This window comes from Chelativorans sp. YIM 93263, assembly GCF_028767125.1.
In the GTDB taxonomy this organism is placed as follows: Bacteria; Pseudomonadota; Alphaproteobacteria; order Rhizobiales; family Rhizobiaceae; genus Chelativorans.
The window spans coordinates 255,130-275,303 of record NZ_JAKCWP010000004.1 but is presented as its reverse complement, the minus strand read 5'-3'; the positions used below and the strand labels follow the sequence as shown (position 1 = coordinate 275,303).

The following is a 20,174-nucleotide window of genomic DNA, read 5'->3' as shown; positions in this document are numbered from 1 at the left end:
TAGGGCGACAGCCTACACCGGAATTGGTTCGCCGGATATTGGCCCCGTTTGCCAATTTCGAGGAAGGGGTGACTGATTACACCTCCCTACGAAGGCCTTTTCTCCACTGAATACATCTCCGATCGGCAATGTCCTCCACTAATAGATTTATGTTATTATCCCTTTTGCTAAGCGGCATTACACTTTTGTGTTAGATCACCGGCCGGTGGAGGATCCAAATCCCTCCGACCCCGGGCTTCGTCGAAATATCCCCCGGCCAGAGCGGCGCGCCGAAGACCTACACCCTAAGACTGAATTGCAGCCTCGCCTCGCACAACGCACAGTTTCCCGGCCAGCGGAAGGTGTGCGATGTCCTGGCTGCTTTTTTCCATTCTGGGCGGGCTCGCCCTCTTCATGCTTTTGCACGGACTGCTGGCGTCCGGCCGATTTTACCACTTTCCGTTCTTCGCGGCGGGGATCTTCCTGTCATTCATCCTGCCGCAACTCCCAGGTGTGATTAACAACCCGTTTTTGCCTGCCGGTGCCATCGACAAAACCCTGTTCTTTGCCATTGCCTGTCTTGGCGCGTGCTGGGTCGGATGGGCCGTCGGCCAGCGCAGCCGAGGCATGCGAGATGTCGCCTTCAGCGAACGTCGGCTTTTGCACGCAGCCGGAGCAATGTCGCTCATCGGCGCCTACTTCTTCTATCGGTTCAGCCAATTGCCCGACGAAGAACGTCTGCGCGGGCTCCTGACCGGCACCGCGGTGGCATATCTCTTCTTTGCCAAACTGCTCACATACGGCTTCGCAATTGCACTCCTTTGCTATGTTCGAAATCCATCGAAGCTGGCTTTGGTCATTATTCTCTTCGGGTCCCTTTTTTATCTGGATCGGATTGTCATTGCGGGCCGCCGGGGTGAAACCGCCGAGTTCTTTCTCTTGATTGGGCTTGCCTTGTGGTTTCAGCGCGGCTGGGCAGTGCCACGTCCGGCCGTCATCGGTGGGCTCGCGCTTAGCCTTGCGGGAATGCTCGGGGCGGGGGAATATCGCTCGGCGACCTACTACACCGAGGAAAGCGAGTGGTCCTCAGTGCTCGACATCGACCTTTCGGCTAAATGGCAATCGCTCATCCAGGAAGGTGGACCGGAAATGACCAATGCGGTCATGGTGATCGATAATATCGAACGTACGAAGGCACTGGACTTCGGGATGGGGCATTGGAATTCGCTCGTATTTGCATACGTACCTGCCCAGCTCGTCGGCCAATCGTTCAAGGAGGGCCTGATGATCGGTGGCCCGCCTTATTTCGAGCGCGGGTATCAACCCACCACGGGATCCACCTGGACCGGACTCGCCGACGCCTTCCTCTCTTTCTGGTATTTCGGGTTTGTGAAATTCCTCGCTCTGGGTTGGCTTATGGGCTGGATCTACACTGCCGCCATTCGCGGAAACACGGCCATGCAGATCGTCTACATGCTGTCTGCGGTTCCTTCTATTCTGGCCATTAGCCACTTCACAAACGAGATCGTGATCGCGTGGATTCATCTGGCGGCGTTCATGGGGCCGGCGCTGCTCTATGCCAGAATTCCGCATGGCAGCCGCATTCGCGCCCCTCTCCATGCTGCACGGTGCAACGACTGACAGCACAATACTGTCAGTCGCTATTTCCGTCCTCACTCGCTCGCCCAACCGATCAGACGCTCAAGAAAACCATCACAGTTCGCCAGTTGCGCCGTCGCGATATATTCGTCCGCCTTGTGCGCCTGGTTGATGGAGCCAGGCCCGCAAACGATGGTAGGAATGCTCAGCATATCGGCGAACCGACCACCCTCCGTCCCGTATGCAACCTTTGAGTGTCCATTGGCCCGCGCCAATGTTTTGGCCAACCGCGTAACATCCGAGTCCACCGGCGTTTCCATTCCCTGCAGGCTCGCATAGACGTCTATTTCGATGCCGGTTTCCGGGGCCTTGGCCTGCATTTCCGCCTCGAGATGACGGGCATAGGCCCGCAATTCCTCGATAAGGCCGTCGACGTCGTCCCCCGGCAGAGCACGGAATTCACACCGTACCTCACAGTACTCCGGCACGATGTTAAGCGCTGTCCCGCCGGATATGACCCCCGTATGGGCCGTGGTGTGGGGGATGTCATAGGCTTCGTCGCGCATGCCTTCGGAAGCGAGGCGTTCAGCGATTTCGCGCATTTTCAGGACAAGCATCGCCGCGTAATCGACGGCATTGACGCCTTCTGGTGCCAGCGAAGAATGCCGCGGGAGGCCGCGTACGCGGCAATCCATCGCTCGTTTCCCCTTGTGGCCGGTCACGACTTCCATCATCGTCGGTTCCCCCACGATGCAGAATTCCGGGCGTACCGCCTCCTCCTTTAGCCACTCCAGCAGGCGGATGACGCCGATGCAGCCGACCTCCTCGTCATAGGAAAAGGCCAGGTGAATGGGGCGTTTCAGGTCCTGCTGCAGCATCTTCGGCACGGCCGCCAGCGTGCATGCCAGAAATCCCTTCATGTCGCAGGTGCCGCGCCCGTAGAGCAGACCGTCCCGCTCCTCCAGCCGGAACGGGTCGCTCGCCCAGTCCTGACCGTCAACGGGCACGGTGTCGGTATGTCCGGAGAGAATGATGCCGGGCCGGTCCTCCGGCCCGATAGTCGCCCAGAGATTGGCCTTGTGGCCTGTCTCGTCATAAACGCGCTGACTGGGAACGCCGTGGTCATTGAGATAACCTTCGACGAACTCGATCAGTGGCAGGTTCGAGTTTCGACTCGTCGTATCGAAGGAAACGAGACGCGAAAGCACTTCCGTGCTGGAGGGGGACGACATGCATTACTCCTCTGACAGGTCCGCCTGCATAGATCCGCCCATGCTCGAGCGAATCATGTTCATGAAATCGATGACGGCCGGGGTTTGCGGCTCGCTCGAGGGAAAAACGAAAAACGTCCTGTAGGGCACCGCCGGCGCAAAGGGGCGGACAACGATCCCGGTGCCGAGCTGGTGAACGATCGGGAACGGATTGAGGAGCGCCACGCCGAGCCCTTCCCGGACGAACTCGGTGGCCGAAACGGCTGTGGCCGCCTCTATCATGATCTTGCGCTCCACCCCGGCCCGCTCGAACAGCCGGTCCACCGCAATCCGTCCCGTATGCCGGCGCGTCAGCGCAACAAAAGGCTCACCTTCCAGGTCCTCCGCATGGATACTCTTCTGCCCGGCCAGGCGGTGGCGCGTCGGCAAGGCACAGATCGCCTCCGTCGCCAGGAGAAGATCCGTACGCACGCCGTCATGGGCAGGCACGGTGTCGGTCATTGCGATGTCGTATCGGGCCTCGGCGACGCCCGTGATCAGAGCATCCCCCGACAGCACGTCGAAAAGAACTTCCAGTTCCGGATTCGCCTTTGTGAAGCGCGCAACCCAAGGCGGCAGGAATCGGTGCGCGATCGTGGGCGGCGCGGCAATGCGGAAGGTTCCGAAATGCCCTCCAGCACGCCTGGCAGAACGATCGGAAATGCGTGCAAGCGAGGCAAAAATCGAACTCAGTTCCTCATTCACGGCTAGACCATCGGCAGTCGGGATCAGCCGCCCGCTCACACGGTCGAACAGCTGGCGTCCCAATTGCGCTTCGAGCTGAGCCAGGGAGCGGCTGACCGCCGGCTGCGACAGACCGAGACGGCGGGCGGCGCTGGTGGACTTGCCGGTTTCGATCAGCGCCCGCAGCACCTCCAGTTCGCGCAACGTAAAGCCGGTGCGGCGGTCCTGTCCTGCTCCGCCCCGGTTCTCCGACTTCGCTCCTTGTCTATGAGAATTTTGCATACATTTTTCTCTTTTCAATTTGGATAGCGCATAATAACGTTGATGCCAACAGGGGGACGTGCCGGCAGAAGCATTCTGCTCCCTGGGAACGAAAATGACCTCGAAAATGGGAGAGCAAATCATGACGCTAAGAACGACGACGCTGGCGGCGGCCATCCTGGCAGTCTCGGCTCACGGCGCCGCGGCGCAGGAGTTGACGATTGGGCTGAGTTCGGAACCCACCTCCATGGACCCTCAGTTCCACAATCTCGCAACCAACACACAGGTGCGCCTCAACATTTTCGAGTCGCTGATCGCCCAGGATCCACTGCAGGGACTGGAGCCCTCGCTGGCTACCAAATGGGAAGCGCTGGACGATACCACCTGGCGCTATAGCCTGCGTGAGGGCGTGGAGTTTCACGATGGCACGCCATTTACGGCCCGCGACGTCATCTACAGCGTCTGCCGCATTCCGCTTGTGGAGAATTCTCCGTCTTCCTTCAGCATCTATACGCAGTCCGTCACGGATATGAGGGCCGAGGACGATCACACGCTGATCATCGAAACGAACGGCCCGAATCCCCTGCTTCCCGTCGAAAGCTCGACCTGGGCGATCCTCTCCGCCGATGCCAGCGGCGCGGAAGACACCGTCACCTTCACAGAGGATGGCTGCGAGGGAATGGGTACGCTGCCCGCGTCCAACGATTTCAACTCCCCGGATGTCGCGGCGGGTACCGGCCCTTACATGCTTGACGAATTCACCCGTGGCAGCCAGATCGTGCTGACCCGCAACGAAGACTATTGGGGCGAAGCGCCGGATTGGGAACGCATCGTGATGCGCCCGATCACCAGCGCCGGGCCACGCGTGGCCGCGCTGCTTTCGGGCGATGTCGATATGATCGAGTCACCGCCGATCCAGGATCTGCCACGCCTTGAAGACGCCAACTTCAAGGTGGTGGATTCACTTTCCAATCGTATCATTTACCTGCACATGTACCATCAGGATCACGACGCCCCCGGGATCGAGGGCACGAACGGCGAGAACCCGCTTCTCGACGCGAAAGTGCGTGAGGCGATTTCGCTTGCAATCAACCGCGAAGCGATTGTCGAGCGTATCATGGGCGGCTACGCCGAGCCGGCGGGTGAACTTCTGCCACCACCCATGTTCGGCACCTCCGGACGCGCGGTCGATGCTTACGACCCCGAGCGCGCGCAAGCATTGCTTGCCGAGGCAGGTTACGAGGACGGCTTCAAGATCGTCCTGGGTACACCCAACGACCGCTACATCAATGACGAGCAGGTTGCGCAGGCGGTCGCGCAGATGCTGACACGCATCGGCATTGAGACCGAGGTCGATGCCAGCACGGCGAGCCAGTTCTTTTCCCGGCGCAACGACCAGGAATTTCCGATCTATATGGCAGGCTGGGGTGCAGCTTCCGGTGAAATGTCCTCGCCGCTCAAGTCGCTGGTGGCAAGCTATGATCCGGACGCGGGTTTGGGCGTGACCAATCCCGGACGTTATTCGAACCCGGAACTGGACTCGATCCTGAAGGAAGCGATGGTTACCATCGATGACGACAAGCGCTCGCAACTGCTCCAGAAAGCCGAAAGCATTGCGCTTGACGAGCATGGCATCATTCCCCTGCATTACGAGCGCACCGCATGGGCCATGAAGCCCGGTCTCGACTATGAGCCGCGCGTCGATCAATACACCCTCGCCTTTGAAGTGAAAGACGTTTCGGACGAAGCGCAGGACTGATTATCTCCTGCCGCCGGTCGGGCATGCTCCCGGCCGGCTTTGCCGCGCGCACTCGGGAGCATTCCCATGTTGGTCTATCTGATACGCCGGCTCGGACAGAGCCTGCTCGCCGTAACGGCCATGGCGTTCCTCGTCTTTCTCGGTGTCTACGCCATCGGCAATCCAGTGGACATTCTGGTCAGTCCGGACGCCACCCAGGCAGAGATCCAGGCCACAGTGCAGCGGCTGGGCCTCGATAAGCCGCTGTGGGACCAGTTTCTCGTCTTCGTCGGCAATGTTTTCCACGGCGATCTGGGTACATCGTTCGTCTACGGAAGGCCGGCCCTGGACATCGTCCTGGAGCGCCTGCCCGCGACCATGGAACTGGCATTAGTGGCCCTGTTCATCTCTGTAGCGGTGGGCGTGCCGCTGGGTGTCTATGCCGGGCTGAAACCGGATAGCATCGGCGGCCGCTCGGTGATGGCCGGTTCAATCCTCGGCTTCTCCCTCCCGAACTTCTGGCAGGGAATGATCCTCATTCTGTTTTTCGCGGTTTTCCTCGGATGGCTGCCGGCCGGCGGCCGCGGCGAGACCGTGAACGTTTTGGGCATACCGGTGAGCTTTCTGACGCTGGACGGGCTGAAACACCTTCTGCTTCCCGCCCTCAATCTGGCGCTTTTCAAGATGTCGCTGGTGATCCGGCTGACCCGCGCCAACACGCGCGAGGTGGCCTTGCAGGACTACGTGAAATTCGCCCGCGCGAAAGGCATTTCTCATCGACGTGTCGTGTTCGTTCACATCCTGAAGAACATCATGATCCCGGTCGTCACGATTCTGGGGCTGGAACTCGGCTCGATGGTCGCTTTCGCCATCGTGACGGAAACCGTCTTTGCGTGGCCGGGCATGGGCAAGCTTTTGATCGACTCGATCAATCTGCTCGACCGCCCCGTGATTGTTGCTTACCTGATGCTGACCGTGTTCATCATCGTTGGCATCAATCTCGTCGTCGACATTCTCTATTCGGCGCTCGATCCGCGCGTCCGGCTTTCGGAGGTCAAGGGATGACGATAGTCGCCGACTCCGTCGAGCAGCCAGTCCATCCGAAGAGGGTCGCGCAGGATAGTCCCGTCAGAAGGTTCGCGCGGGCCTTCATCGAAGACAGGCTTGCCGTTGCCGGGCTTGCCATATTCCTGCTGATCGCGCTTCTTGCGATCCTGGCACCCTGGATCACGCCGCAGAATCCCTACGACCTCGCGCAGCTCGACATCATGGATGGCGGCCTGGCGCCCGGTGAGGCCAGTTTCTCCGGCATGACGTACTGGCTAGGAACAGATCCGCAGGGGCGCGACATGCTGTCGGCGATCGTCTATGGCTTGCGCATAAGCCTCGTCGTCGCCACCGTTTCCCTTCTGTGCGCCATTGCCATCGGCATTGTCGCTGGCATGACGGCAGCCTATTTCGGCGGCCGGATCGACTCGATCATCATGCGTATCGTGGATCTGCAGCTTTCCTTCCCTGCAATCCTGATCGCGCTCATCCTGCTGGCGCTTTTGGGGCGCGGTGTGGACAAGGTGATCCTCGCGCTCATCATCGTGCAATGGGCCTATTATGCGCGCACGGTGCGCGCCTCGGCCATCGTGGAAATCCGCAAGGACTATATGGATGCGGCGCGTTGTCTGGCTCTGTCGCATCGGCGTATCATGTTCCGGCATCTTCTGCCGAATTGTGTGCCACCCCTGATTGTGGTGGGCACGGTGCAGATCGCGCAAGCCATTGCGCTCGAAGCCACACTGTCCTTTCTTGGCGTCGGCGTGCCCATCACCGAGCCCTCGCTGGGTCTCCTTATCGCCAACGGCTACGACTACCTCCTGTCAGGCCGGTATTGGGTGAGTGTCTTTCCCGGTATCGCACTGGTCGTCACCATCGTTGCCATCAATCTGATGGGTGATCGCATGCGCGACGTCCTCAACCCGCGGCTGCAGAAATGACGGCACTCCTCGACGTTCGCGATCTCAAGACGCATTTCTTCACCCGCGACGGCATTGCCAAGGCAGTCGACGGCGTAACCTTCTCCGTGGAGCGCGGCGAAATCCTCGGGCTCGTTGGCGAATCCGGCTCCGGAAAATCGGTAACCGGCTTTTCGCTTTTGGGACTTGTCGACCCGCCCGGCAAAGTGGTTTCCGGCGAGATCGTTTTTGACGGCGCGGATCTTGTTGCGGGCGGAGAGGAGGCGATACGTGGGCTCCGTGGTAAGCGCATCGCCATGATCTTTCAGGATCCGATGATGACGCTCAACCCGGTCCTGAAGATCGAAACCCAAATGGTCGAGACTGTTCTGGCGCATGCGGACGTTTCGCGTACCGAGGCGCTGACGCGGTGCCGGGAGGCGCTGCTTCGCGTCGGCATATCGGCGCCGGACGAGCGGCTTGCCTCCTACCCGCATCAATTCTCCGGCGGTATGCGCCAACGTGTGGCAATCGCCATCGCGCTACTGCACGAACCCGATCTTATCATCGCCGACGAGCCGACGACGGCACTCGATGTGACCATTCAGGCGCAGATCCTGGCGGAAGTACAGAAGCTTTGCGCCGAGACCGGAACGGCGCTCATCTGGATTACGCATGACCTGGCCGTCGTTTCCGGCCTCGCCGACCGGCTGGCAGTGATGTATGCGGGCCGCATTGTCGAGGAAGGCCCAACCTCCGAAATTATCGCCAACCCGCTGCACCCATACACACGCGGGCTCATCGAGTCGGTACCACACGGAAAGCCGCATCGCTCGTTGCTGCAACAGATCAAGGGGATGGCGCCGTCTCTGCTTAACTTGCCTGAAGGGTGCAGCTTCCGGCCGCGTTGTCCGCGCGCAGACGATGCGTGCCGTCGGGCGCAGACGCTGGGAACGCCGCTGCCGGGACGGCATGTGCGCTGCGTGCATCCATATATCGAAGGATAAAGGAATGGCCGAGAACAACGCCCCTATCCTCCAGATGAAAGGGGTTTCGAAGCGCTTTGTGAAGGAACTCGACACTGCCGAAAAGGCGGCGCGTTTCTTCGGCTCTTCCATCGAGGAGCAGATCGTTCACGCCGTGGATGGAGTGGATCTTGCGGTCCAGAAGGGTGAAGTGCTGGGTCTCGTCGGCGAATCCGGATGCGGAAAATCCACCCTGGGGCGCATGGTCGCCGGCCTGACTACGCCAAGCGAGGGAAGCATCCGGTTTTACGGTGAGGACATCGCCTCTTTGAAGGGAGACGCCGCCCGCCGTGCGGCACTGCAAATCCAGCTGGTGTTCCAGGATCCGATGTCATCCCTCAACCCACGTCTTCGCGTCGGTGAGATCGTGGGCGAGGCACCGCGCGTCCACAAAGTCGTGCCTCGGAAAGACGTCGACTCATACGTGGACGAAACGTTGGAACGAGTCGGTCTCGATCCGGCCATGCGCAAGCGCTACCCGCATCAGTTCTCCGGAGGCCAGCGCGCGCGTATCGGTATTGCGCGCGCGCTTGCGGTGAACCCATCTTTCATCGTCTGCGACGAGTCGGTCGCCGCCCTCGATGTCTCCATCCAGGCCCAAATCCTCAATCTGTTCATGCGCCTGCGCGAGGAACTCGATCTCACCTACCTTTTCATCAGCCATGATCTCGGCGTGGTGGAGCACATATCGGACCGCATCGCGGTGATGTATCTCGGCCGCGTGGTCGAGATGGGAGATGCGCAAGCACTCTTCGCCGAACCTAACCATCCTTACACGCAAGCCCTTCTGGCCGAACTTCCGACCTTCGAGGTAAAGCGCAGGACCTACTCGACCATCAAGGGCGAAATCCCCTCCCCGCTCAATCCGCCCGCGGGCTGTCATTTCCATCCGCGCTGCCCGCATGCCTTCGCGCGCTGCAGCACCGAACGCCCGCGTCTCACGGAGATCGCGCCCGGCCGTTTTTCCGCTTGCCACCTGAACGAGCAGGCCTGATCCGCAAACCCGTCTAAATAATCCGAGAGGCAGACATGCAAAACACCGCGCGTATTTGGGACCTGGTGGACGAGCGGCGCGAAGCCTACGAGGCACTGAGCGACCGGGTGTGGGAAATGCCGGAGATCGCTTATACAGAGTTTCGTTCCGCCGCCGAACATCGAAAAATGCTGGATGTCGAAGGCTTCAAGATCACTGACGAGGCGGCGGGAATTCCGACAGCTTTGGTCGGCGAGGCCGGACAGGGCGGACCAATCATCGCGTTCCTCGGAGAGTACGACGCGCTACCCGGACTAAGTCAGAAGGCCGGAATTGCCGAACCCTGTCCCCTGCCCGGTAATGGCTATGGCCATGGCTGCGGTCACAATATGCTGGGTTCGGCCGCGCTTCTGGCGGCAACAGCCTTCAAGAACTACCTGGCCGAGAATGGATTGCCCGGTACGGTGCGCTATTATGGTTGCCCGGCGGAAGAAGGCGGTGCCGCCAAGGCGTTCATGGTGCGCGAGGGTCTGTTTGAAGATGTCGATGCCGCGATTACCTGGCATCCCGCATCCATCACGCGCGTCGATGATGCGAAGAGCCTCGCCAACACGCGGATCGACTTCACCTTCACCGGACGTGCTTCCCATGCGGCGGCTGCACCGCATCTCGGCCGCAGCGCGCTCGATGCGGTCGAACTGATGAATGTCGGCGTCAATTATCTGCGCGAGCATGTGCCGGCCGACTCGCGCATCCATTATGCGATGCTAGACAGTGGCGGAATCGCTCCGAACGTGGTGCAGGCAAAGGCGAAGGTGCGTTACGCAATCCGCTCACGCGACATTGTCGGCATGAAGGCGCTGAATGAGCGGGTTATCAAAGTCGCGCAAGGCGCGGCGATGATGACGGAAACCAGTCTCGACATTAAAGTGATCAGCGCAGTTTCCAACCTCCTCGGAAACACGCCGCTCGAGGAGGCAATGTATGCGAACATGCACCGTCTCGGGCCGGTTGAATTCAACGAATTAGACCGCGCCTTTGCAAAGGAGATTCAGGATACTCTGAGCGCGGAGGACATCTCTAATGATTACCGCCGCGTCGGCGTGCCGGTTCGCGAGAACCTCCCGCTATGCGATTTCATCGTGCCGCTGGAGACCGAAGGCGAAGCCATGCTCGGCTCTACGGATGTCGGGGATGTAAGTTGGGTAACGCCCACTGTGCAGGCACGGGTAGCGACCCATGCCATCGGCACGCCAGGCCACTCATGGCAGATCACTGCTCAGGGCAAAGCCGGTCCGGCGCATAAGGGTCTTGTCTATGCGGCGAAAGTCATGGCCGGGACCGCCGTCGACCTGCTGCAGGATCGGCAGCTTCTCGAGAGCGCCAAGGAGGATCTCCGCAAGCGCACCGAGCAGACCCCCCACGAGTGCCCTATTCCCGCGGATGTCTCTGCACCGATCCAGAAGCGGCCGGAGACGCTTTAGCGGGCAAGAAAACATCGGGTGTCCCCAAGCGTTGTTGCGCTTGGGGACCGCTCCGGCTCGAATACCAACGGCAAGCCTCAATGTGACGAACATGGGGAAGTCTGCGCTGATCTCGAATGTCGGTGATCAGCCGAAGCTCCTCGCGACCTCTTGATGCTTGGGCGGAGCGAAGCACAGGTGTTTGCGTTCGGTCGCGATTGCCTCCCTCATAGAGAAAATCTCCCGTTCGCGCATTGCATCACTTTGTATACAAATGTATGTAGAACGCTGTCACAATCAAAAGACCATGTGAGACAATGCGCGAAGGTGATCAGGCGCGTGAGCGCAAGGAAGTGGATGTGCTTGTCGTCGGCGGCGGCAATGCGGCGCTGTGCGCAGCGATTGCAGCGCGGTGGGAAGGCGCGAGCGTCATGGTGCTGGAGAAGGCGCCGAAGTTCTATCGGGGTGGCAACACGCGCCACACCCGCAACATGCGCTGCGCCCACGACGAAGCGACGGATTTCCTGACGGGGCCCTATACGGAAGACGAGTTCTGGGAAGACCTTTCCCGTGTCACCCAGGGCCACACCGACGAGGCGCTCGCCAAACACATGATCGCGGAGTCAAAAGCGATGCTCGGCTGGATCACGCGCCAGGGCGTGCGCTTCCAGCCCTCGCTTGGCGGCACGCTCAGTCTTGGTCGCACGAACTCCTTTTTTCTCGGCGGCGGGCGCGCCATGCTCAACGCGCTTTATCTGACCGCCGAGAAACTTGGCGTGGAAATCCACTACGAGGCGCCGGTGACCGATTTCGATCTCGTCGGAGGGCACTGCCGGTCGGCGACGGCGCGTATTTTCGATCAGGAGGTGGTCGTCGAGGCAAAATCCTACGTGGTCGCGGCAGGCGGCTTCGAGGCGAATATCGACTGGCTGAAGGAATACTGGGGCGAACCAGCCGACAATTTCCTCATCCGCGGCACGCCCTACAATCGTGGCGACATTCTCAGGCTTCTGCTGGACAAGGGCGTCCAGCCGGTGGGTGATCCGACGCAGTGCCACGCCGTTGCCATCGACGCGCGCGCGCCCAAATTCGACGGCGGCATCATCACGCGCCTTGACTGCGTAGTCTTCGGTATTGTCGTCAACAAGAACGCCGAGCGCTTCTATGACGAGGGTGAGGATTTCTGGCCGAAGCGCTATGCGATATGGGGGCGGCTCGTGGCCGCACAGCCCGACCAGATCGCCTACATCATTTTCGATGCGCGGTCGATTGAGATGTTCATGCCCTCCCTTTACCCACCCATACAGGCCGAGAGCATCGGCGAACTGGCTCAGAAGCTGGAGCTTTCACCGGAGGCGCTCAGCGACACGGTCAACGGCTTCAACGCCTCGGTGCACGAGGGCACATTCGATCACACGGTCTTTGACGATTGCCACACGGAAGGGCTGACCCCGCCCAAGTCGCACTGGGCGCGGCGGATCGAGGCGCCGCCATTCTACGCATACCCCGTTCGCCCGGGGATCACCTTCACCTATCTTGGGACGCGGATCGACCGCCATTCTCGCATGCAGATGGCCAAGGGGGGTGGTGCGGAAAATCTCTTCGCCGCCGGCGAGATCATGGCCGGAAACGTGCTCGGCCAGGGCTATGCCGCCGGCGTGGGCATGACGATCGGCAGCGTGTTCGGACGTATCGCGGGAGAAGAGGCAGCCAGACATGCAGGCCACTAGCCATATTACCGAAGCCGAAAGGCTGATGACCATTTGCAATTCCTGCCGTTATTGCGAGGGATTGTGCGCCGTCTTCCCCGCGATGGAGATGCGGCGGGCCTTTTCATCCGGCGATCTCAACTATCTGGCCAATCTCTGCCACGGCTGCGGCGCGTGCTATGTGGACTGCCAGTTCGCTCCGCCGCATGAATTCGACGTCAACGTCCCGAAAGTCCTGGCCCAGGTGCGCAACGACTCTTACCGCAGTTACGCCTGGCCGGCCTTTCTCCAGCCCATGTTCGACCGCAACGGACTGGCCATCGCACTGGTCACTGCGCTCAGCATTGCCGCGTTCATCCTCGGCTTCGCGCTCTGGCACGAGCCGGGTGTGCTCTTCGCCGAAACGGGCAATTTCTACCGGGTGATGCCGCATACCACCATGGTGACGATCTTCGGTGCCGCCGCGCTTTTCGCCTTATTCGCGCTCACCATGGGCTATCGCGCCTTCTGGAAAGATATTGGCGCGTCAGGCCGGAGCGCCAATGACGCTCCGTCGCTCTGGCAGGCGATGAAGGATGCGGGGTCGCTGCGCTATCTCGATGGCGGCGGGGTGGGCTGCTACAATGAAAACGAACGGCCGACGGACAACCGCCGCATCTATCACCACCTGACGTTCTACGGCTTTCTCCTGTGCTTCGCGGCGACGACGTCGGGAACGCTCCTACATTATTTCATGGATATGCCGGCACCTTACGCGTGGTACCAGTTGCCTAAGCTCCTGGGCACAGCGGGTGGTATCGGCCTTGCCATCGGTCCCATTGGCCTCTTGAAAGCAAAGTTCGCACGCGACCCGGATCTGGTCGATACATCACGGTTGGGAATGGATACGGCGTTTACCGTAATGCTGTTCCTGACGGGCGTGTCCGGACTTCTCCTGATGCTGCTGCGGGTCACGCCGGCCATGGGCCTTCTCCTGGCACTGCATCTCGGCTTCGTCTTCGCGCTTTTCCTCACGCTGCCCTACAGTAAGTTCGTGCACGGGCTCTACCGGTTCGGTGCACTCGTACACTACGCCATGGAGCGGCGTTTCGGGATTTAGGCGTCCGAGCGCTACTGCCACTCGCCGATCAGCATATCGACGAAGCGCTGCGCACTCGGCGAAAGGGTGCTGCCTCGCCGGCGAACAATCCCGATCGTCCGCGACACCTGCGGAGCCGTAATCGGCCGCACGACAATAATCGGATGATCTTCGAGCGGCGTTGCCATGCGCGGCAGAACGGAAACGCCGACGCCCGCCTCCACTAGTCCCAGGGAGGTCGAAAGATGCGTCGTCTCGTAGGTCCAATGCATGTGCATTCCGGCGCTTGCGAGAGCCGTATCGAGCAGCGTGCGGTTGCCGCTCGTGCGCCCGACAGTGATCAGCGAGTGGTTTTCCAGATCGTTCCAGCGGACCTTTTCCAGCCTGGCCAGCGGATGATCTCTATGAGCGGCGAGCACGAAAGGGTCCTCCCGCAACGGTGTGAAGTCCAGATTGACACTCGAAGCACCGATGAGATTAATGCCGAACTCTACCTCGCCACGCGAAACAGCGCTTAGTCCGTCATTGGCGCTCAGATCCATGATCCGGAAGCGGATGTTCGGGTATTCAAGCTTGAAGCGCTTGATCACGGCGGGAAGAAAGTAGAAGGCCGCAGTCGGCAGACAGGCCATGGTGATCAGCCCGGCACGTCTCTGCCCGATATCTCGGAACGAAAACAGCGATTGATCAAACTCATCGATCAATCGCCGCACCAGGGGGAGCAACTCCCGCCCGACAGCGGTGGGCTCCACGTGGCGGGTAGTGCGCGCAAAAAGCTTCGCGCCTATCGTCTCCTCGAGCTTCTGAATACGCCGGGACAACGCAGGCTGTGAGAGCGCGAGGCTATCCGCCGCCCTTCGGAAATGTCCCAATTCCATGACCGCGATGAAGGCTCGCAAATCAATGATATCGCAATTGATGTCCATTTTGCATCAATATCCTCCGATTCATCATTTTACATATTAAATATGGCAGGCAAAGATAGAGTTGACCGCGTGGTCGTCTGCCAGACAAGGGTGGCGGCCACCGGCTTGTACCTGCGCTCAGTGTGCACGTTTGTATACATTCAAGAGACTAGAGACCAGGGAGGATCACAGCTATGTTAAAGTTCAACCGCCGTCAGTTTCTCGCAGCCGGTGCTTCGGCTGCCGCGTTTTCGACCATGGGGCTTGCCGGCGCGCGCGCGCAAAACGGCGTAGACTTTTCCGGCGAGACGATCGAATGGTGGATTCCATTTTCCGAGGGAGGCGGATCGGATGTGTGGGCGCGTTTTTATGCACCCTTCCTGTCAAAGCATCTGCCCGGCCAGCCGAATGTCGTGGTGCGTAACGTTCCCGGCGGCGGATCGATCACCGGCACCAACGAGTTCGTGGCGAGAGCGCAGCCAGACGGCCTCGCGCTGCTCGGTACCTCCGGTTCGACCCAGTTCCCGTTCCTTCTGGGCGACAGCCGCGTCCGCTACAACTATGCAAATCTCAACCCGGTGCTCGTCACGCCGACCGGCGGCGTGGTCTACATCCCAGCATCCTTCGGCGTGAGCGATGCCTCCGAGCTGGGGCAGCTTTCCGAGGAAGAGCTAGTCTATGCCAGCCAGGGCGCCACGTCCCTCGATCTCGTGCCGATGCTCGCCTTCCATGTAATGGGCCTCAACGTCCGCTATGTCTTCGGGATGACCGGCCGCGGCGACGGCCGCCTCGCCTTCGAGCGCGGCGAAGCCACGATCGACTACCAGACCTCGTCGGCCTATCTGACGAACGTCACGCCGCTCGTTGAAGCCGGTGATGCGGTGCCGCTGTTCTCCTGGGGCTCGCTCGATGGTGAGGGCAACATCCAGCGCGATCCTACCTTCCCCGACCTGCCGCATTTCGTGGAAGCCTACGAGATGATGCACGGGGAAGAGCCCTCCGGCGTTGCGTTCGACGCTTATAAGTCGTTCTTCGGCTCGGGGTTTGCCGCGCAGAAGCCGGCGATGCTGCCGGAAGGCACGCCGCAGGAGATCATCGACACCTATCGCCAGGCCTTCGTCGATGCAGTTGCCGACCCGGAGATGCAGGAAGCCAAGGGCGACGTGCTTGGCGAATACACGCAGGCTGTGGGCGACGACGTCGAGGGGCTCTACCGGGTGGCCACCTCGATCGATCCCGAAGCGCGCGACTGGGTGCGTAATTACCTCAGCGAAAACTACAACGTGACGCTCGAATAGTGCGTCTGCCGGACGCCCTGGCACGCGCCGCGGCGTCCGGCTGCCACCGCTCGGCTATCCCGGAAAACAGGTAAACCGTTATGCTCGACGCCCTGTTCGAAGCCTTTATGAATCTATTAACGCTAGGGCATATGGGGTTTATGGCCCTTGGCGTGGTGCTTGGGCTGGCCGTCGGCATTCTGCCGGGGCTGGGCGGGATAGTGGGGCTTTCACTGCTGCTCCCCTTCATCTACGGCATGGACACCACCTCGGCACTGGCCATGCTGATCGGGCTGGTCGCGGTTATTCCCACGTCAGACACTTTCGCCTCAGTCCTCATGGGCATTCCCGGGTCTACGGCCTCCCAGGCGACGGTTCTCGACGGTTTCCCCCTTTCCAAGAAAGGACAGGCGGCGCGAGCGCTTTCCGCCGCCTTTTCCGCCTCGCTTCTCGGCGGGCTGCTCGGCGCTGTCATCCTGACCGGCTTTGTGATCATCGCCCGTCCGCTGATCCTGAGCTTCAGCTCACCGGAGCTGTTTGCGCTCACCGTGTTCGGGCTTTCGATCGTCGGCGTCCTGTCGGGCGGCAACCTGACCAAGGGTCTCGCAACGGCAGCGCTTGGCCTCGTCTTCGGCATGATCGGAGCCGCACCGGCAACCGGCGAATACCGGATGGAGTTCGGTACTCTCTATCTCATGGACGGTCTGCCGCTGGTCATCATCGCGCTTGGCCTTTTCGCCGTCCCTGAAATCGTTGATCTTCTGCGCGGGCAATCAAGCGTTGCCGGGACGTCGAAGCTGGGCAAAGGCTGGATCGACGGCCTTAAGGACACCTGGACCTACAAGTGGCTGGCCGTACGCTGCTCGACCCTCGGTGCCGCCATCGGGGCAATTCCCGGCCTTGGCGGCTCGGTCGTCGACTGGATCGCATACGGCCACGTCGTGCAGACATCGAAGGATCGCTCGCAATTCGGCAAGGGCGACATTCGTGGCGTCATCGCGCCTGAATCCGCGAACAACGCCAAGGAAGGCGGCGGTCTTGTTCCCACGCTGCTCTTCGGCATACCCGGCTCGGGTTCGATGGCTGTCTTTCTCGCCGGGCTTATTCTGCTCGGCGTTCAACCCGGCCCCGCGATGGCCGGCCGCAATCTCGATCTGACCTATACGATCATCTGGTCGCTTGCCCTGGCCAACGTCCTCGGCACGGTTCTTTGTATCGTGGCCGCCCCCGGAATTGCGCGGCTCACGGTCATCCGCTACGCGCTCGTCGCGCCGTTCATGATCATGGTGATCTCCTTTGCCGCGTTCCAGGCGACACGATCCCTCTACGATCTCATTGCGCTGCTGGTCGTTGGCCTCATCGGCATTTACATGAAGCGTTTCGGCTGGCCGCGCCCGGCGTTTCTCATAGGCTTCGTGCTGGCGACACAGGCCGAGCGCTACCTCTACCAGGCCGTTCAGTTCTCCGGCTGGGCCTTTCTCAACCGGCCGATCGTGCTCGCCATCCTCGCGCTGACGCTCATCTCAGTCTGGCTGGGCGCGCGGAAGAAAGCGGACGGCAGTTCGGGCGGTGTCGCGACCGAGGGCGCCTCCGATCTCGCACAGGCCTCCCATATCTGGCCGCAGCTTCTCTTCGGCGGGCTGATGATCGCCGTGTTCGCGTTCACCCTTACAGAGAGCCTTGGCCTCACCATGCTTGGCGGCGTGTTCCCGACCTCGGTGGGCATCATCGGCATTCTGACCACTCTTGTAGCTATGGTACCGCTCGCCCTGGGCAAGCTGGATTCGACCGCGAACTTCGACACTGAGGCCACAGCGCGGGAAAAGGACATCCGGGGCGGAGCCTGGACCGTTATCGCGTGGCTCGTCGGCTTTATCGGCCTCGTCGCGCTCGTCGGCTACTTTGCCGGCCTTCTCGTCTTCTTCGTCTTGTTTCTGCGGTTCGTGGCGCAGGCAAGCTGGATACGGACACTCATTCTTACCGCCATCGCGGCGGTCTTCATGATGACGCTGGCAAACGCCCTGAACCTGGTCATGCCAGCCGGCCTCCTGCAGGAGTTCTTCAACCTGCCCTGGCCTTTCCGATAGGAGACGAAATGCACAGTCAGACTGCCATCCCGTGCATCCTGATGCGCGGCGGGACGTCCAAGGGGCCCTATTTCCGCATGACGGATCTGCCGGAAGATCCGGCCCTGCGGGACCGAATCCTGCTCGCGGCCATGGGCTCGCCCGACGCCCGCCAGATCGACGGCCTTGGCGGCGCCGACACGCTGACCTCTAAAGTCGCGATGGTTGCGCCGTCGAAGCGCGAGGGCGTGGATGTCGACTTCCTTTTCGCGCAGATCTCGGTCGACAAGGCCGTGGTCGACACGGCGCCATCCTGCGGCAACATTCTGTCAGGCGTAGGCCCCTTCGCGCTGGAGACCGGCATGGTGGCGCGCAAGGATGGCGCCACATCTGTCGTCATCTACAACATCAACACGCAAAGCCGCATCGAGGCGGTGGTCCAGACCACGGAAGATGAGGTGATCTACCAGGGAGACGCGGCCATCGACGGCGTCCCCGGCACGGCGGCGCCCATCCGGCTCAACTTTATGGACATCGTTGGCTCGAAAACGGACAAGCTGCTGCCCACGGGCGAGACTGTCGAACACATCGAGAATGTTCCGGTGACGCTGATCGACGTGGCAGTACCCATGATGATCCTGCGCGCTAGCGATATCGGAAAGACCGGTTATGAAAGCGCGGCTGAGCTCGATGCCGACAGGGAGTTCTTTGCCCAGATCGAAAGAATGCGCAAAATCGCCGGCGAGCGGATGGGTCTGGGGGACGTCACTGGCAAGGTCGTGCCGAAGGTGGCCATCCTTGCCGCCCCGCGGGAACAAGGCCATATCGCCGCACGCTATTTCGTGCCGCACAAGGCCCATACCGCGCTTGCCGTGACCGGCGGCATCGGCGTGGCGAGTTGCGCCATGCTGGAAGGATCGGTCGCCGACGAACTGGCCATTCGCCCGCCGGGCGATGACCGGCTTCTGCTCGTCGAGCATCCGGTAGGCAAACTCGAGGTGACCCTGAAAACTACGGGTTCGGGAAAGACGATGCATATCCACAGCGGCGGCGTCATCCGCACTGCGCGCAAGCTCATGGCCGGCGAAGTGTATGTCCCCTCCTCGCTGTTCGAGGTGAAATAATGAAAGTTCTTGTTTTGCCCGGAGACGGGATCGGGCCGGAAATCATGGAGGCAAGTCTCGCCGTTCTGAAAGCGGCCGACCACCGCTTCGCCCTCGGCCTCGAGTACACCCATCGGGAGGTGGGCCTTGCGAGCTTAAAGAAGCATGGCACGAGCCTTCCGGATGACATCCTGCCGCTCGCTCGTCAGATGGACGGCGTCCTCCTCGGTCCCATGTCCAATCTCGAATATCCACCGCCCGAGGAAGGCGGCATCAATTTTTCCGCCGCGTTCCGCACCAGACTTGACCTTTATGCCAATATCCGCCCTGCCCGAACACGGCCCGACCTGCCGCATCGCGGCACGGACATGGATCTTGTCATCATGCGCGAGAACACCGAGGGCATGTATCCGGACCGGAACATGGCGGAGGGGCCCGGCGAATTCATGCCGGTCGAGGGTGTCGCACTTTCCATGCGCAAGATAACGGCGGCGGCCTGTGAGCGGATCGCCCGCCGCTCCTTCGAGCTGGCGCGCAAGCGGCGCAGGAAGGTGACTGCCGTGCACAAGGCGAATGCCTTTCAAATGACCGACGGCCTCTTTCTGAAGATGGTGCGGGAGGTGGCCAAAGAGTTCCCGGACGTAGAGATTGAGGATGTTCTGATCGACGCCATGGCCGCACTGCTCGTGCGCGATGCGTCCCGCTACGACGTCATCTGCACGACGAATTTCTATGGCGATACTCTATCCGATCTTGCCTCAGAGCTTTCAGGAAGCCTCGGCCTCGCCGGCTCTCTTAACGCGGGAGACGATCATGCCGCCGCGCAGGCCCAACATGGTTCAGCGCCGGACATCGCCGGGCAGGACAGGGCAAACCCGTCTTCGATGATCCTTTCCGCTGCGATGCTTCTTAGCTGGTACGGCGAGCGCACCGGAAAGGATAAGTTCACCGCCGCCGCATCCGAGATCGAGGCTGCAGTGGACAAGGCGCTTTCAAACGCGCAAACGCGCACCGCCGACCTGGGCGGCCGGCTTGGCACCCGCGCATTTGCGCAAAAGGTCGTGGAAGCGCTGGCGGGGTAATCGTCGCACTCTCCTCAACCGTTCGACCGGAGGGAG

General features: G+C 60.9%; 16 protein-coding genes. 13 read left to right on the top strand and 3 right to left on the bottom strand.

Translation table 11 applies throughout. The annotated features are described in order from the left end of the window. Positions 1 to 348: 348 nt before the first annotated feature. On the top strand, positions 349 to 1,620 hold the full coding sequence (locus LY631_RS11030) for a hypothetical protein (RefSeq protein ID WP_274425376.1): 1,272 nt from the start codon (positions 349 to 351) through the stop codon (positions 1,618 to 1,620). 32 nt (positions 1,621 to 1,652) lie between these two features. Here LY631_RS11030 and argE read toward each other — a convergent pair whose 3' ends face one another. Both argE and LY631_RS11020 read right to left on the bottom strand, forming a co-directional pair. After that, complete coding sequence (argE, locus tag LY631_RS11025; protein ID WP_274425375.1) at positions 1,653 to 2,810, bottom strand: acetylornithine deacetylase; 1,158 nt, start codon at positions 2,808 to 2,810, stop codon at positions 1,653 to 1,655. Positions 2,811 to 2,813: 3 nt separating this feature from the next. Further along, a complete protein-coding gene (locus tag LY631_RS11020; protein ID WP_274425374.1) occupies positions 2,814 to 3,794 on the bottom strand; it encodes a LysR substrate-binding domain-containing protein in 981 nt (326 codons plus the stop codon). Positions 3,795 to 3,915: 121 nt separating this feature from the next. Between LY631_RS11020 and LY631_RS11015 the strand changes: the two genes are divergently transcribed. The 8 genes from LY631_RS11015 to tcuB all read left to right on the top strand — a co-directional run bounded on the left by LY631_RS11015 (position 3,916) and on the right by tcuB (position 13,726). Beyond that, a complete protein-coding gene (locus LY631_RS11015; RefSeq protein WP_274425373.1) occupies positions 3,916 to 5,532 on the top strand; it encodes an ABC transporter substrate-binding protein in 1,617 nt (538 codons plus the stop codon). A 66-nt stretch (positions 5,533 to 5,598) separates the two neighbouring features. Then, positions 5,599 to 6,576, top strand: a complete 978-nt coding sequence (locus tag LY631_RS11010; protein WP_274425372.1) for an ABC transporter permease — start codon at positions 5,599 to 5,601, stop codon at positions 6,574 to 6,576. After that, complete coding sequence (locus LY631_RS11005; RefSeq protein WP_274425371.1) at positions 6,573 to 7,499, top strand: ABC transporter permease; 927 nt, start codon at positions 6,573 to 6,575, stop codon at positions 7,497 to 7,499. Before LY631_RS11010 ends, LY631_RS11005 begins: the two co-directional genes overlap by 4 nt. After that, complete coding sequence (locus LY631_RS11000; protein ID WP_274425370.1) at positions 7,496 to 8,464, top strand: ABC transporter ATP-binding protein; 969 nt, start codon at positions 7,496 to 7,498, stop codon at positions 8,462 to 8,464. Before LY631_RS11005 ends, LY631_RS11000 begins: the two co-directional genes overlap by 4 nt. 4 nt (positions 8,465 to 8,468) lie before the next feature. Continuing rightward, a complete protein-coding gene (locus tag LY631_RS10995) occupies positions 8,469 to 9,476 on the top strand; it encodes an ABC transporter ATP-binding protein (RefSeq protein WP_274425369.1) in 1,008 nt (335 codons plus the stop codon). Positions 9,477 to 9,511: 35 nt separating this feature from the next. Continuing rightward, complete coding sequence (locus LY631_RS10990) at positions 9,512 to 10,939, top strand: M20 family metallopeptidase (protein WP_274425367.1); 1,428 nt, start codon at positions 9,512 to 9,514, stop codon at positions 10,937 to 10,939. Between the two features lie 296 nt (positions 10,940 to 11,235). Continuing rightward, entirely contained in the window at positions 11,236 to 12,648 is a 1,413-nt protein-coding gene (gene tcuA, locus LY631_RS10985) for an FAD-dependent tricarballylate dehydrogenase TcuA (protein WP_274425366.1), read from the top strand. After that, positions 12,635 to 13,726 carry a tricarballylate utilization 4Fe-4S protein TcuB gene (gene tcuB / locus LY631_RS10980; RefSeq protein ID WP_274425365.1) on the top strand — a complete coding sequence of 364 codons (1,092 nt, stop codon included), beginning with the start codon at positions 12,635 to 12,637 and terminating at the stop codon, positions 13,724 to 13,726. The genes tcuA and tcuB overlap by 14 nt, the downstream gene beginning before the upstream one ends. An 11-nt stretch (positions 13,727 to 13,737) precedes the next feature. On the opposite strand, the gene LY631_RS10975 is transcribed toward tcuB, so the two are convergent. Next, a complete protein-coding gene (locus tag LY631_RS10975) occupies positions 13,738 to 14,631 on the bottom strand; it encodes a LysR family transcriptional regulator (RefSeq protein WP_274425364.1) in 894 nt (297 codons plus the stop codon). A gap of 173 nt (positions 14,632 to 14,804) precedes the next feature. Here LY631_RS10975 and LY631_RS10970 point away from each other — a divergent pair, with 173 nt between their 5' ends. The 4 genes from LY631_RS10970 to LY631_RS10955 all read left to right on the top strand — a co-directional run bounded on the left by LY631_RS10970 (position 14,805) and on the right by LY631_RS10955 (position 20,138). Continuing rightward, positions 14,805 to 15,908 (top strand): Bug family tripartite tricarboxylate transporter substrate binding protein, encoded by a 1,104-nt coding sequence (locus LY631_RS10970; protein WP_274425362.1) that lies wholly within the window; start codon positions 14,805 to 14,807, stop codon positions 15,906 to 15,908. Between the two features lie 107 nt (positions 15,909 to 16,015). Then, positions 16,016 to 17,974: a tripartite tricarboxylate transporter permease gene (locus LY631_RS10965; protein WP_274425361.1), complete on the top strand. Its 1,959-nt coding sequence runs from the start codon at positions 16,016 to 16,018 to the stop codon at positions 17,972 to 17,974. 8 nt (positions 17,975 to 17,982) lie between these two features. After that, positions 17,983 to 19,077 carry a 4-oxalomesaconate tautomerase gene (locus tag LY631_RS10960; protein ID WP_274425359.1) on the top strand — a complete coding sequence of 365 codons (1,095 nt, stop codon included), beginning with the start codon at positions 17,983 to 17,985 and terminating at the stop codon, positions 19,075 to 19,077. Beyond that, the gene (locus LY631_RS10955) at positions 19,077 to 20,138 is read left to right on the top strand and encodes an isocitrate/isopropylmalate dehydrogenase family protein (protein WP_274425358.1); all 1,062 of its coding nucleotides are present in this window, start codon (positions 19,077 to 19,079) and stop codon (positions 20,136 to 20,138) included. Before LY631_RS10960 ends, LY631_RS10955 begins: the two co-directional genes overlap by 1 nt. Positions 20,139 to 20,174: the final 36 nt, after the last annotated feature.

Bases quoted from the DNA above. Each gene is read 5' to 3' on its own strand.
- LY631_RS10960 (WP_274425359.1), top strand. From the start codon at position 17,983: ATGCACAGTCAGACTGCCATCCCGTGCATCCTGATGCGCGGCGGGACG.
- LY631_RS11005 (WP_274425371.1), top strand. From the start codon at position 6,573: ATGACGATAGTCGCCGACTCCGTCGAGCAGCCAGTCCATCCGAAGAGG.
- LY631_RS10975 (WP_274425364.1), bottom strand. From the start codon at position 14,631: ATGGACATCAATTGCGATATCATTGATTTGCGAGCCTTCATCGCGGTC.
- tcuB (WP_274425365.1), top strand. From the start codon at position 12,635: ATGCAGGCCACTAGCCATATTACCGAAGCCGAAAGGCTGATGACCATT.
- LY631_RS11015 (WP_274425373.1), top strand. From the start codon at position 3,916: ATGACGCTAAGAACGACGACGCTGGCGGCGGCCATCCTGGCAGTCTCG.
- LY631_RS10995 (WP_274425369.1), top strand. From the start codon at position 8,469: ATGGCCGAGAACAACGCCCCTATCCTCCAGATGAAAGGGGTTTCGAAG.
- LY631_RS10990 (WP_274425367.1), top strand. From the start codon at position 9,512: ATGCAAAACACCGCGCGTATTTGGGACCTGGTGGACGAGCGGCGCGAA.
- LY631_RS10965 (WP_274425361.1), top strand. From the start codon at position 16,016: ATGAATCTATTAACGCTAGGGCATATGGGGTTTATGGCCCTTGGCGTG.
- LY631_RS11010 (WP_274425372.1), top strand. From the start codon at position 5,599: ATGTTGGTCTATCTGATACGCCGGCTCGGACAGAGCCTGCTCGCCGTA.
- LY631_RS11030 (WP_274425376.1), top strand. From the start codon at position 349: ATGTCCTGGCTGCTTTTTTCCATTCTGGGCGGGCTCGCCCTCTTCATG.
- LY631_RS11000 (WP_274425370.1), top strand. From the start codon at position 7,496: ATGACGGCACTCCTCGACGTTCGCGATCTCAAGACGCATTTCTTCACC.
- LY631_RS10955 (WP_274425358.1), top strand. From the start codon at position 19,077: ATGAAAGTTCTTGTTTTGCCCGGAGACGGGATCGGGCCGGAAATCATG.
- LY631_RS11020 (WP_274425374.1), bottom strand. From the start codon at position 3,794: ATGCAAAATTCTCATAGACAAGGAGCGAAGTCGGAGAACCGGGGCGGA.
- argE (WP_274425375.1), bottom strand. From the start codon at position 2,810: ATGTCGTCCCCCTCCAGCACGGAAGTGCTTTCGCGTCTCGTTTCCTTC.
- LY631_RS10970 (WP_274425362.1), top strand. From the start codon at position 14,805: ATGTTAAAGTTCAACCGCCGTCAGTTTCTCGCAGCCGGTGCTTCGGCT.
- tcuA (WP_274425366.1), top strand. From the start codon at position 11,236: ATGCGCGAAGGTGATCAGGCGCGTGAGCGCAAGGAAGTGGATGTGCTT.